Source organism: Streptomyces sp. WZ-12, assembly GCF_028898845.1.
Taxonomy (GTDB): Bacteria; Actinomycetota; Actinomycetes; order Streptomycetales; family Streptomycetaceae; genus Streptomyces.
The window spans coordinates 6,420,530-6,433,213 of record NZ_CP118574.1 but is presented as its reverse complement, the minus strand read 5'-3'; the positions used below and the strand labels follow the sequence as shown (position 1 = coordinate 6,433,213).

The following is a 12,684-nucleotide window of genomic DNA, read 5'->3' as shown; positions in this document are numbered from 1 at the left end:
CGCGCAAGGAGATCTCTGACACAACGTCACCGGTCGGGGGCGGCCCGGTCCCGGTGCGCTCCCTTACGACGCGTCGCGGGCCCGTACTAGGGTGGCGGATGCACGCACTCGCGGGAGCCCGGACGGACCGGGCTGAGAGGGAGGCTGGCCGGCCTCCGACCGTACGAACCTGATCCGGGTCATGCCGGCGAAGGGAGGGGCTGGACGCCCATGCATCCATCTGCCACACCATCGAACCCACCACGACCTGACGGTCGGCACCCCGATGTGCTGGTCATCGGCGGCGGCGTCATCGGGCTGGTCACCGCCTGGCGGGCGGCCGGCCGGGGCCTGCGCGTCGCGGTGGCGGACCCCGCGCCCGGCGGCGGCGCGGCGCTCGTCGCGGGCGGCATGCTGGCCGCGGTCACCGAGCTCCACTACGGCGAGGAGACCCTGCTGGGGCTCAACCTGGCCTCGGCCGAGCGGTATCCGCGCTTCACGGAGGAGCTCCAGGAGGCGAGCGGTCAGCGCATCGGCTACCGGCGGTGCGGCACCCTGGCCGTCGCCCTGGACGCCGACGACCGTGCCCACCTACGGGAGCTGCACGCCCTCCAGGTCCGGTCGGGCCTGGAGTCCCAGTGGCTGACCGGGCGGGAGTGCCGCCGGCTGGAGCCGATGCTCGCCCCCGGGGTGCGCGGCGGCCTCCGGGTGGACGGCGACCACCAGGTCGATCCGCGCCGGCTGGTGGGCGCGCTGCTGGCCGCCTGCGAGCGGGCCGGGGTGGCCTTCCACCGGACGTCGGCGGAGCGGCTGACGACCGCCGGCGGGCGCGCCACGGGCGCCGAACTCGCCGACGGCACCCGCCTGGTGGCCGGGCAGGTCGTGCTGGCCGGCGGCAGCCTCAGCGGCCGGTTGGCCGGCGTCCCGGAGGCGGTGCGGCCGCCCGTGCGGCCCGTCAAGGGAGTGGTGCTGCGGCTGCGGCTGCCGGACGCGCTCCCGGGGGGCGGTGCGTTCCTCTCCCGCACCGTACGGGCCGTCGTCCGCGGCAATCCCCTCTACCTGGTGCCGCGGGAGAGCGGTGAGCTGGTCCTCGGTGCCACCCATGAGGAGCTGGGCTGGGACACCACGGTCACCGCGGGCGGCGTCTACGAGCTTCTGCGGGACGCCCACGAACTGGTCCCGGGCATCACCGAGTTGCCGCTGGCCGAGAGCCGCGCCGGGCTGCGCCCCGGCTCCCCCGACAACGCGCCGCTGCTCGGACCGACCGCGCTGCCCGGCCTCCACCTGGCCACCGGCCACTACCGCAACGGCGTCCTGCTGACGCCGCTCACCGGGGACGTGATGGCCGAGGCACTGACCACCGGGACGGTCCCCGAAGAGGCCCGCCCCTTCTCCCCCGCGCGCTTCGCCCCCACCCCCCAAGGGGCCCGGCGCGCCCACGCTTTCGAGGAGCTGCCCGCATGAACGCGCCCGGCACCCCCGCCCCGTCCGAGGTCCCCGACGGCCCCACGGTGTCCGTCTCCGTCAACGGCGAGGCCCGCCGGATTCCGGGCGGACTGACCCTCGACCGGCTGGTCGCCACGCTGTCCCGGGCCTCGGCCGGGGTGGCCGCCGCGGTCAACGAGACCGTGGTGCCGCGCTCCCAGTGGCCCGGCACCGCGCTCGGCGACGGCGACCGCGTCGAAGTGCTCACCGCCGTCCAGGGAGGCTGATCGCGCCATGACCGACACCGCAGTCGCACCGGATACCGCCTCCGCGGCGCCCGACGCCGACCAACTCACCATCGCCGGCACCTCGTTCGGCTCCCGGCTCATCATGGGCACCGGCGGCGCGCCCAGCCTCGACGTCCTGGAGCGCGCGCTGCTGGCCTCCGGAACGGAGCTGACGACCGTCGCCATGCGGCGGCTGGACCCGACCGTGCAGGGCTCGGTGCTGTCCGTCCTGGCCCGGCACGGGATCCGGGTGCTGCCGAACACCGCGGGCTGCTTCACTGCCGGCGAGGCGGTGCTCACCGCCCGGCTCGCCAGGGAGGCGCTCGGCACCGACTGGGTCAAGCTGGAGGTGGTCGCCGACGAGCGGACCCTGCTGCCGGACCCGGTGGAGCTGCTGGACGCCGCCGAGACCCTGGTGGACGACGGTTTCACCGTGCTCCCGTACACCAATGACGACCCGGTGCTGGCCCGGAAGTTGGAGGACGTGGGGTGCGCGGCGATCATGCCGCTCGGCTCGCCGATCGGCTCCGGCCTGGGCATCCGCAATCCGCACAACTTCCAACTGATCACCGAGCGCGCGGGCGTCCCGGTCGTCCTGGACGCCGGCGCGGGCACCGCCTCGGACGCCGCGCTCGCCATGGAGTTGGGGTGCGCGGCGGTGATGCTGGCGTCGGCGGTGACCCGCGCGCAGGAGCCGGAGCTGATGGCCGCGGCGATGCGGCACGCGGTGGCGGCGGGCCGGCTGGCCCACCGCGCCGGCCGGATCCCGCGCCGCCACTTCGCGCTGGCCTCCTCGCCCGCCGACGGCGTCGCCGAGCTGGATCCGGAGCGGCCGGCCTTCTAGAGCGCCCGACTGCGGTGTGGGGCGGCCTCAGGCCGGGCCGGCGGCCGCCCCGCGCCGGTCGGCGAACTCCTCCGGGGCGGCGGTGATCACCTCGTCGAGCAGGTCCCGGGAGGCCATCAGGGACTCGATGGAGTCGGTGAGCCGGGCCCGCTCCCGGTGCAGCTCGCCCACCAACTGCGGGCAGGTGGGCACCAGTCGGCCGTCGTCGTCGCGCAAGCAGGGCAGCACCTGCGCGATGGTCGCGGTGTTCAGCCCGGAGGTCAGCAGCGTGCGGATGCGGCGGACCTGGGCGACGTCGACCTCCTCGTAGCGGCGGTAGCCGGCCGCCGTCCGCTCCGGGCGGAGCAGCCCCTGCTCCTCGTAGTAGCGCAGCAGCCGCTCGGTGGTGCCGGTCCGCCGGGCCAGCTCACCGATGAGCAGCGTCGTCATCGCCTTCCCCCTTTGGTGCGGTGTGGTCGTGCGGGCGCACGACCTGGCCGCCGTCCAGTGGCGACCATGATCCGGTCCGGATTATTCCGGGTCCGGGCCGCCGCCCCCGCCCCGGCCCGGCCCGGTCACGGTTCCGCTGCGGTGTACCGGGGCGACGGCCGGAGCGTTTGGGCACGCCGGCGCGGCTCGTAGACTCGTCTGCCGTGGATACGACGCTGCAGGACCCGTTGGAGGGCCAGCTGCTCGACGGCCGCTACCGCGTCGAGGGGCGCATCGCCGCCGGGGGCATGGCCACCGTCTACCGGGCCGTGGACACCCGGCTGGACCGCGTGCTGGCGCTGAAGGTGATGCACCCGAGCCTGGCCGTGGACGGGGCGTTCGTGGACCGCTTCATCCGGGAGGCCAAGTCCGTCGCCCGGCTCGCGCACCCGAACGTGGTCGGCGTCTTCGACCAGGGCGCCGACGGCACCTACGTCTACCTGGCCATGGAGTACGTCGCCGGCTGCACCCTGCGCGACGTGCTGCGCGAGCGCGGCGCCCTCCAGCCGCGGGCCGCGCTGGACATCCTGGAGCCGATCCTGGCGGCGCTGGGGGCCGCGCACCGCGCCGGCCTGGTGCACCGCGACATGAAGCCGGAGAACGTCCTGATCGGGGACGACGGCCGGGTCAAGGTCGCCGACTTCGGCCTGGTGCGCGCGGTGGACACCCACACCACCGCCTCCACCGGCTCGGTCCTGGGCACCGTCTCCTACCTCGCGCCCGAGCAGATGGAGCACGGCACGGCGGACGCCCGGGTCGACGTCTACGCCTGTGGCGTGGTGCTCTACGAGATGCTCACCGGCGGCAAACCGCACACCGGCGGCACCGCGGCGCAGATCCTCTACAGCCACCTGCACGACGACATCACCCCGCCCTCGGAGCTGGTGCCGGGCCTGGCGCCGGAGCTGGACGGGCTGGTCGCCGCGGCCGCCGCCCGCTCCCCCGAGGAACGCCCGCGGGACGCGGTGGCGCTGCTGGCCCGGGCCCGGTCGGCCCGGACGCGCCTGACCGACGCCCAGCTCGACCTCGTCCCGCCGCGCGCCAAGGAGGCGGCCGCGGCCGACGAGGAGCGGACGGACGTGCTGCCGCGCCCGGCGGGGGTGCAGCTCGCGCTGCCCGTCGAGGGCGAGGCGGGGCTGGACCGCACCAGCCGACTGGAGATGCCGCCGGCCGGCGCCGTGCCCGCGGACAACCGGACCACCAGGCTCCGCCCGGCGTCGGCCCCGGCGGGCACCGACGGATGGCCCCAGCGGCGCCGGATCGCGACGATCGTGGCGGCGGTGCTGCTGGTCCTGGGTGTCGGCACCGGCGTCTGGTACATCAACTCCGGCCAATTCACCAGCGTCCCGGCGGTGTTGGACATGCCGCAGGCCAAGGCCGAGCAGACGCTGCGCGGCGAGGGCCTGCGGATCAAGGTGGCACGGGACTTCAGCCCCAACGTCGCGCGGGGGCGGGTGATGGCGACGGACCCGGCGACCGGCAAGCGGATCCGCGGCAACGGCACCGTCACCCTGACCGTCTCCCGCGGCCCGGAGAAGGTCACCCTCCCCGACCTGGCCGGCACCCCGCTCGCGGACGCCCGGCGCAAGCTGCGCGACCTCGGTCTGGTGCCGGGCACCGAGACCCGGCAGTTCAGCGACGAGGTCGCCAAGGGGTCGGTGATCGCCACGGACCCGGCGGCGGGCAGCACCCGGCGGCCGGACACCGCGGTGGGCCTGACCGTCAGCCGGGGCGCGCCACAGGACGTGCCGAACGTGGTCGGCAAGCCCCGCGCGGACGCCGCGACGGCCCTGAAGGAGGCCGGTTTCCGGGTGCGCTTCGCCGACCAACCGGTCTTCGCACCGCAGGACAAGGACACCGTGGCGCAACAGTCACCCGGCGCGGGCGGCACCCTCGGCAAGGGCGAGACGGTGACGTTGACGCTCTCCAAGGGGCCGGAGATGGTCGCCGTGCCGGACGTCGGCGGCAAGAACACCGCGGACGCCACCAAGGCCCTGACCGACGCCGGCTTCAAGGTCACGGTGGACAAGCCGTTCCTCTTCCCGCAGGACAGCGTCGCGTCCCAGTCGGTGGCCGCCGGCGACCAGGCGCCCAAGGGGAGCACGATCACGATCCGGCTCAAGGGGGCGCTGTAGGCGCGGCCCGCCCGAGGGAGCGGGCCGCGCCGGGTGGCCCGTGGGCGGCCACGGGGGACCTGGCACCCTTGGGAGGGTGAGCACTTCCCTGTCCCCCGAGGGCGCGGCCCAGCGCGCCCGCGCCCGCAATCCCGTCGGCGGCCACGTGCCGGTGGCCGGCGGCCTGGCCAAGGTCGGCCTCTCGTACGCCCGGCAGATCGACTGCGAGGCCGTCCAGGTCTTCGTCGCCAACCCGCGCGGCTGGGCGACCCCGCCCGGCAACCCCGAGCAGGACGCCGCGTTCCGCGAGCGCTGCGCCGCCGAGGACATCCCGGCCTATGTGCACGCGCCGTACCTGATCAACTTCGGCTCGCACACCGCGGCGACGGTGGAGAAGTCCGTGGAGTCGCTGCGCCACTCGCTGCGCCGCGGCCGGGAGATCGGCGCCCTCGGCGTGGTCGTGCACACCGGCTCGGCGACCGGCGGGCGCCCGCGCGAGACGGCGCTGGCGCAGGTCAGGGAGGTGGTGCGGCCGTTGCTGGACGAGCTGACGCGGGACGACGACCCGTGGCTGCTGCTGGAGCCCACCGCCGGCCAGGGCGCCTCGCTGTGCGCGCTGGCCGAGGACCTCGGGCCGTACTTCGACGCGCTGGATCGCCATCCGCGGCTCGGGGTGTGCCTGGACACCTGCCACGCGTTCGCCGCCGGGCACGACATGGCGGCGCCCGGCGGCACCAAGGCGCTGCTGGACGAACTGGTGGAGGTCACCGGCGAGGGCCGGTTGAAGCTGATCCACGCCAACGACTCCAAGGACGTGGTCGGCGCGCACAAGGACCGGCACGCCAACATCGGCGCCGGCCACATCGGCGCGGAGCCGTTCGCCGAGCTGTTCGCCCATCCCGCGACCGACGGCGTCCCGTTGGTGATCGAGACCCCGGGCGGCGAGGCCGGCCATGCGGCGGACGTGGCGCGCCTGAAGGACCTGCGGATGCCCTGAGGCGCTCCGGGCCGGGCGGCGCCGGGGCCTTACAACTCCGGCCCGTCGCCCGGCTCCTCCTGGTACGAGTAGCGCTGCTCGCGCCAGGGGTCGCCGAGGTTGTGGTAGCCGCGCTCCTCCCAGAAGCCGCGGCGGTCGGCCGTCATGTACTCGATGCCGCGGACCCACTTGGGGCCCTTCCAGGCGTAGAGGTGCGGCACGATCAGCCGGACCGGGAAGCCGTGTTCGGCGGTGAGCAGTTCGCCGGAGCGGTGGGTGGCGAAGATGCACCGCTCCCCGCCGAAGTCGGCGAGTTGGAGGTTGGAGCTGAAGCCGTACTCGGCCCAGACCATCACGTGCGTGACGTCGGGCGCGGGCGGCGCGAGCTCAAGGATCGTGCGGGTGCGCACCCCGCCCCACTCGGCGCCGAGCATGCTGAACTTGGTGACGCAGTGCATGTCCGCGACGACGGTGTCGTACGGCAGGGCCGTGAACTCCTCGTGCGTCCAACAGTGCTTGGCGCCGTCGGCGGTGGCGCCGAAGACCCGGAATTCCCAGCGCTCCGGGCGGAATTTCGGCACCGGACCGTAGTGCGTGACCGGCCAGCCGCGCTGGAGCCGCTGACCCGGAGGCAGCACCGGCTCCTCTTCGCGACTCTCCGGCTGACCCATGCCTCCATGGTGTCAGACGGTGCAGGGTGCGGATGACCAGGGTGGGACGGAATCAGGCAAACCGCACTAAGCGTGCACTTACTGGACGTTGCGCTCGGGGCGGTGCGAGGATGCGCGGCACCTGCCCAGTAACTCGCGTGAAAGGGGCCCGCAACCATGCAGGGCGACCCCGAGGTCATCGAATTCCTCAACGAGCAACTGACCGGCGAGCTGACCGCGATCAACCAGTACTTCCTGCACGCGAAGATGCAGGAGAACTTCGGTTGGTACAAGCTCGCCAAGTACACCCGCGCCGAGTCCTTCGACGAGATGAAGCACGCGGAGACGCTGACCGACCGGATCCTCTTCCTGGACGCGCTGCCGAACTACCAGCGGCTGTTCCACGTCCGCGTCGGGCAGACCGTCACCGAGATGTTCCAGGCCGACCGGCAGATCGAGGTGGAGGCCATCGACCGCCTCAAGCGCGGCATCGAGGTCATGCGCGCCAAGGGGGACATCACCTCGGCCAACATCTTCGAGGCCATCCTTGAGGACGAGGAGCACCACATCGACTACCTCGACACCCAGCTGGAGCTGGTCGAGAAGCTCGGGGAAGCGCTCTACCTCGCCCAGGTGATCGAGCAGCCGAGCTGAAGGCCGGCGGTGCGCGCCGGCGGGACGACCCGGGAGGTCACGCGGCCGCCGGGAGGCCCACGGGCCCCGGTGCGCCCTCCTCCACGGCCGGCGACAGGGGCACGGACTCCGGGCCCGGCGCGTCCGGCGCCTGACCCCACTCCGCGGACTGTGAGCGCAGCGCATCGGGGGCACCGCGGTCGATCAGCTCCCGGCGGGGGCACGCACCGCGACCCAGCAGCGCCTGGATGCGGCGGACGCAACTGCCGCAGTCGGTGCCGGCCTTGCAGGCGGAGGCGACCTGGCGGGGCGTGCAGGCACCCCGGTCCGCGTGCTCGCGGACCTGCTGCTCGGTGATGCCGAAGCAGGAGCAGACGTACACGCGGGTTCACCTCCAATAAGGGCGCCTCGACCCGATCCCCGTGATCGCCAGTGAGGTTACCCTTACCTTACCCGCCGCGGCGGGCGCCGAACAACGCACGGCAACGCAGTGGGGCGCGGATCACAGGATCCGCGCCCCACCGTCATGCCGCGCGCCTCACTGGTCGCGGTACATCTCCGCCACCAGGAAGGCCAGGTCCAGCGACTGGCTGCGGTTCAGCCGCGGGTCGCAGGCGGTCTCGTAGCGCTGGTGCAGGTCGTCGACGAAGATCTCGTCGCCGCCGCCCACGCACTCGGTGACGTCGTCGCCGGTCAGCTCGACGTGGATGCCGCCCGGGTGCGTGCCGAGCGCCTTGTGGACCTCGAAGAAGCCCTTGACCTCGTCCAGCACGTCGTCGAAGCGGCGGGTCTTGTGGCCCGAGGCCGCCTCGAAGGTGTTGCCGTGCATCGGGTCGGTGATCCAGGCGACCTGGGCGCCGGCGGCGGTGACCTTCTCCACCAGCTCGGGCAGCTTGTCGCGGATCTTGTCCGCTCCCATGCGGGTGATGAAGGTCAGCCGGCCCGGCTCGCGCTCCGGGTCGATCCGGTCGATCAGGGTGAGCGCGTCCGCCGCCGTCGTCGTCGGACCCAGCTTGACGCCGATCGGATTGCGGATGCGGGAGGCGAACTCGATGTGCGCGCCGTCCAGTTGACGGGTGCGCTCGCCGATCCAGACCATGTGGCCCGAGACGTCGTAGAGCTTGCCGGTGCGGGAGTCGGTGCGGGTCAGCGCCGACTCGTAGTCCAGGATCAGCGCCTCGTGCGAGGAGAAGAACTCCACCGTCTTGAACGCCTCCGGGTCCACCCCGCAGGCGTTCATGAAGTTCATCGCCCGGTCGATCTCGCGCGCCAACGCCTCGTACCGCTGGCCGGACGGCGAGGACTTCACGAAGTCCTGGTTCCAGGCGTGCACCTGGCGCAGGTCGGCGTAGCCACCGGTGGTGAAGGCCCGGACGAGGTTCAGCGTCGAGGCGGAGGCGTGGTACATCCGCTTCAGGCGCTCGGGGTCCGGGGTGCGGGCCTCGGGGGTGAACTCGAAGCCGTTGACGGAGTCGCCGCGGTAGGTCGGCAGGGTCACCCCGTCGCGGGTCTCGGTCGGCTTGGAGCGCGGCTTGCTGTACTGACCGGCGATCCGGCCGACCTTGACCACCGGGACGGAGCCGGCGTACGTCAGCACGGCGCCCATCTGGAGCAGGGTCTTGAGCTTGTTGCGGATGTGCTCGGCGGAGACGGCGTCGAACGCCTCCGCGCAGTCGCCGCCCTGAAGCAGGAACGCCTCACCTCGGGCGACCGCGGCGATCCGCTCGCGAAGCTGGTCGCACTCGCCCGCAAAGACGAGCGGCGGATAGGACGTGAGCTCAGCGATCACATCGCGCAGAGCCTCTTGGTCCGGCCAGTCAGGCTGCTGCGCCGCGGGCAGGTCTCGCCAGGTGTGGCCACCGGCGTGGGTTTCAGCGTTCACGGTCACATCCCCAACATTACGGGGTCCCCGGGGGGTGTCCGTCCGGCATCCGGACTGTGAGACGCGAGTGACCGGCGATCCGGTAGGGTTCCCGCCATGCAGACGCGACCGATCACGACCATGGACTGGTGGTGGACCGCCCAGCCGGCGGCCCACTGATTCGCGTACGCGCACAACGAACCGCGAAGGCCGCCCGAGGGGCGGCCTTCGGTGTTCCCGCGGCCGTTCCCTCCGCACCGGAAAGCATTCACCTCCCGGAAGGAACCGCCATGCACCCTCAGTCCCCGCCCGACGCCGCCGCGCTGGTCCAGCGGCTGCTCGACCCCGCCTGCCCGCCGTTCGCCCTGCTCCGCCGGCACGGTCCGGGCCGCGACGGCAGCGTCGTCGAGGTGCTGATCGGCGAGGTGACCGAGGTCGAGCGCCTGGCCGACATCCCGCTGGACACGGGGGTGCCCAACGCGCCGGTGACCGACGCGCTGGCCCTGGTCCCGTTCCGGCAGATCCGCGAGCGCGGCTTCCGGGCGCACGACGACGGCACCCCGCTGGCCGTGCTGCGGCCCGACGAGCACCACGAACTCCCGCTGCCCGCGCTGCTGTCGGCGCTGCCGGCGCACGAGGTGACGGTGGCCGGCGGAGCCTTCGACGTCTCCGACGCGGCCTACGCGGAGATCGTCGAGCGGGTGGTGCGGGAGGAGATCGGCACCGGCGAGGGCGCCAACTTCGTCGTCCGCCGCACCTTCGAGGGCGAGATCGCGGACTTCTCGGCGGCCGACGCGCTGGCGCTGTTCCGGCGGCTGCTGGCCGGCGAGCGCGGGGCGTACTGGACGTTCGTGGTGCACCGGCCGGGCGTGCGCACGCTGGTCGGCGCCAGCCCCGAGGTGCACGTCCGGATGAATACCGAGAGGGGCGAGCGCGAAGCGCTCTCATCCCGGGGCGGTGGCGGACGACGGATGGGCGGGACCGTCGTGATGAACCCCATCAGCGGGACCTACCGCTACCCCGCGCAAGGGCCCACCGCGGAGGGCCTGTTGGCGTTCCTCGGCGACCGCAAGGAGGTCGAGGAGCTGTCGATGGTGGTCGACGAGGAGCTGAAGATGATGTGCACCGTCGGCGACCGGGGCGGGGTGGTGGTCGGGCCCCGGCTCAAGGAGATGGCGCACCTGGCACACACCGAGTACGAGCTGCGCGGCCGCTCCACCCTGGACGCGCGCGAGGTCCTCAAGGAGACGATGTTCGCGGCGACGGTCACCGGGTCGCCGGTGCAGAACGCCTGCCGGGCCATCGAGCGGCACGAGCCGGTGGGTCCGGACGGCCGCGGCCGCGGCTACTACGCCGGCGCGCTGGCGCTGCTCGGCCGGGACGCGGGCGGCGCCCAGACACTGGACTCCCCGATCCTGATCCGCACCGCGGACATCGCCGCCGACGGCAGGCTGCGGGTGCCGGTCGGCGCCACCCTGGTGCGCGCCTCCGACCCGTACGGCGAGGTGGCCGAGACGCACGCCAAGGCGGCCGGGGTGCTGACCGCGCTGGGGGTCCGGCCGGCCCCCGCGCGGGCCGCGGCCGGCCCGGCGCCGCGGCTGGCCGACGACCCGCGGGTGCGGGCCGCGCTGGACGCCCGCCGCGCCGACCTGGCCCCGTTCTGGCTGCGGATGCAGACCACCGCTCCGGTCGCCGGGCTGCACGGCCACGCCCTGGTGATCGACGCCGAGGACACCTTCACCGCGATGCTGGCGCACCTGCTGCGCGCCGCCGGGCTGACGGTGACGGTCCACCGCTACGACGAGCCGGGGCTGCGCGCGGCCGCCCTGGCGCACCAGGGGCCGGTGGTGCTGGGCCCGGGCCCCGGCGACCCGACCGACACCGCCGACCCCAAGATGCGCTTCCTGCGCGCGCTCGCCGCCGACCTGGTCGCCGGCCACCGTCGCCCCACCGCCGTCCCGGAACCCACCCCCTCGGACCGCGCGCCCGGCCGTGCCTCGGCCTTCCCTAAGCGCTCGACCCCGTTCGAGCAGGGAACGCCCCGCTCCCCTCGTCGAGGCCCTTCGGGCCGCTCCCTTCTCGGCGTCTGCCTCGGCCACGAACTCATCGCCGCCGAGCTGGGGTTGGAGATCGTCCGCAAGGAGGTGCCGTTCCAGGGCGCCCAGGAGCGGATCGACTTCTTCGGGCGGCCCGAGACGGTCGGCTTCTACAACACCTTCACGGCCCGCTGCGACGACCGGACGGCGGTCGAACTGGCCATGCACCGCGTCGAGTTGAGCCGGGACGAGGCGAGTGGCGAGGTGCACGCGCTGCGCGGCCCCGGCTTCGCGGGGGTGCAGTTCCACCCCGAGTCGGTGCTGACGCTCAACGGCGCGGCGGTCACCGCACAGTTGCTGGCCGCTGTCCTCGTGTGACCAGCATGTTGCCGTTGGTGCGGCCGGCCAGATGGTCCTCGACGTTGACCACGGTGGTCTCGACGATCTGGCCGACCGCCTCCGCGGTGAAGTACGCCTGGTGCGAGGTGACCAGCACGTTCGCGAAGGTCATCAGCCGGGCCAGGGTGTCGTCGCCGATCACGTCCAGGGACTTGTCGTAGAAGAACAGCCCGGCCTCCTCCTCGTAGACATCCAGGCCGACGCCGGTGAGCCGGCCGGCCTTGAGCGCCTCCACCAGGGCCACGGTGTCGATCAGCCCGCCGCGGCTGGAGTTGACCAGGATCGCGTCGGCCTTCATGGCGGCCAGCGCGGCGGCGTCGACCAGGTGCCGGGTGTCCTCGGTCAACGGGACGTGCAGGCTGATCAGATCGGCCTCGGCGAACAACCGCTCCCGGGGGACGTAGCGCATGCCCAGCGCCAGGCACTCGGGGTTCTCGACGAGGTCCCAGCCGAGCAGTTCCATCCCGAAGCCGTGCGCGATCCTGGCGAAGGCGGCGCCGATCTTGCCGGTGCCGAGCACCCCGACGGTGCGGCCGTGCAGATCGCGGCCCATCAGGCCATCCAACCGGAAGTCGAAATTCCGGGTGCGGTTGGCGGCCGGGACCAGCCGCCGGTTCACCGCCAGCGCCAGCAGCCAGGCGAACTCCGCGACCGCGTACGGCGAGTAGGCGGAGACCCGGCCGATGGTCAGGCCGAGGTCGGCGGCGGCCTCCAGGTCGATGTTGTTGAAGCCGGTGGAGCGCTGGGCGACCATCTTGGTGCCGCCGGCCGCGAGGGTCTGCAGCACCTCGGCGGTCAGGTCGTCGTTGACACTGGTGGAGACGGCCTCGTAGCCGTGGGCGATGGGGGCGGTGTCGCGGTTGAGGAAGACGTCCAGACAGCGGACCTGATGACGGCCGGCGAACGCCTTCTCCAGGAGCGGCCGCTCGTCCGCCTGCACACCGAAGGCGACGATCTCCACGTTCTCTCCCGTTCTCCCCCGCCGGTGGCGGCGCGGCGGCGCCGGGCGGCG

Annotated in this window: 12 protein-coding genes and 1 riboswitch; of the genes, 7 read left to right on the top strand and 5 right to left on the bottom strand. The window is 73.4% G+C overall.

The features are described from left to right. Positions 1-100: 100 nt before the first annotated feature. A riboswitch (TPP riboswitch) is annotated at positions 101-213 on the top strand. From thiO to PV796_RS27800, 3 genes are all read left to right on the top strand, one after another. Next, positions 211-1,443 (top strand): glycine oxidase ThiO, encoded by a 1,233-nt coding sequence (thiO, locus tag PV796_RS27810; RefSeq protein ID WP_274916132.1) that lies wholly within the window; start codon positions 211-213, stop codon positions 1,441-1,443. (Overlaps the previous riboswitch by 3 nt.) Further along, positions 1,440-1,691, top strand: coding sequence for a sulfur carrier protein ThiS (gene thiS / locus PV796_RS27805; RefSeq protein ID WP_274916131.1), 252 nt, complete (start codon positions 1,440-1,442; stop codon positions 1,689-1,691). The genes thiO and thiS overlap by 4 nt, the downstream gene beginning before the upstream one ends. 7 nt (positions 1,692-1,698) lie before the next feature. Further along, positions 1,699-2,535, top strand: coding sequence for a thiazole synthase (locus PV796_RS27800; protein ID WP_274916130.1), 837 nt, complete (start codon positions 1,699-1,701; stop codon positions 2,533-2,535). A 27-nt stretch (positions 2,536-2,562) separates the two neighbouring features. Here the strand turns inward: PV796_RS27800 and PV796_RS27795 are convergent, their stop codons facing one another. Continuing rightward, positions 2,563-2,964, bottom strand: a complete 402-nt coding sequence (locus tag PV796_RS27795) for a MerR family transcriptional regulator (protein WP_274916129.1) — start codon at positions 2,962-2,964, stop codon at positions 2,563-2,565. A gap of 203 nt (positions 2,965-3,167) precedes the next feature. On the opposite strand from PV796_RS27795, the gene pknB reads away from it, so the two are divergent. Together pknB and PV796_RS27785 are read left to right on the top strand one after the other, a co-directional pair. Beyond that, positions 3,168-5,138 (top strand): Stk1 family PASTA domain-containing Ser/Thr kinase, encoded by a 1,971-nt coding sequence (pknB, locus tag PV796_RS27790; protein ID WP_274916128.1) that lies wholly within the window; start codon positions 3,168-3,170, stop codon positions 5,136-5,138. 76 nt (positions 5,139-5,214) lie between these two features. Next, positions 5,215-6,114, top strand: a complete 900-nt coding sequence (locus PV796_RS27785; RefSeq protein ID WP_274916127.1) for a deoxyribonuclease IV — start codon at positions 5,215-5,217, stop codon at positions 6,112-6,114. A gap of 29 nt (positions 6,115-6,143) precedes the next feature. Here the strand turns inward: PV796_RS27785 and PV796_RS27780 are convergent, their stop codons facing one another. Then, on the bottom strand, positions 6,144-6,764 hold the full coding sequence (locus tag PV796_RS27780; RefSeq protein WP_274916126.1) for a sulfite oxidase-like oxidoreductase: 621 nt from the start codon (positions 6,762-6,764) through the stop codon (positions 6,144-6,146). Positions 6,765-6,920: 156 nt separating this feature from the next. Between PV796_RS27780 and bfr the strand changes: the two genes are divergently transcribed. Beyond that, entirely contained in the window at positions 6,921-7,397 is a 477-nt protein-coding gene (gene bfr / locus PV796_RS27775) for a bacterioferritin (RefSeq protein WP_274916125.1), read from the top strand. A 37-nt stretch (positions 7,398-7,434) separates the two neighbouring features. Here bfr and PV796_RS27770 read toward each other — a convergent pair whose 3' ends face one another. Both PV796_RS27770 and PV796_RS27765 read right to left on the bottom strand, forming a co-directional pair. Next, on the bottom strand, positions 7,435-7,758 hold the full coding sequence (locus tag PV796_RS27770) for a (2Fe-2S)-binding protein (protein ID WP_274916124.1): 324 nt from the start codon (positions 7,756-7,758) through the stop codon (positions 7,435-7,437). Between the two features lie 156 nt (positions 7,759-7,914). Continuing rightward, positions 7,915-9,264, bottom strand: a complete 1,350-nt coding sequence (locus PV796_RS27765; protein ID WP_274916123.1) for a class II 3-deoxy-7-phosphoheptulonate synthase — start codon at positions 9,262-9,264, stop codon at positions 7,915-7,917. 263 nt (positions 9,265-9,527) lie between these two features. Here PV796_RS27765 and PV796_RS27760 point away from each other — a divergent pair, with 263 nt between their 5' ends. After that, the gene (locus tag PV796_RS27760; RefSeq protein WP_274916122.1) at positions 9,528-11,651 is read left to right on the top strand and encodes an anthranilate synthase family protein; all 2,124 of its coding nucleotides are present in this window, start codon (positions 9,528-9,530) and stop codon (positions 11,649-11,651) included. On the opposite strand, the gene PV796_RS27755 is transcribed toward PV796_RS27760, so the two are convergent. Next, entirely contained in the window at positions 11,617-12,633 is a 1,017-nt protein-coding gene (locus PV796_RS27755) for a 2-hydroxyacid dehydrogenase (protein ID WP_274916121.1), read from the bottom strand. The two genes, PV796_RS27760 and PV796_RS27755, sit on opposite strands and share 35 nt — an antisense overlap. Between the last annotated feature and the right edge of the window lie 51 nt (positions 12,634-12,684).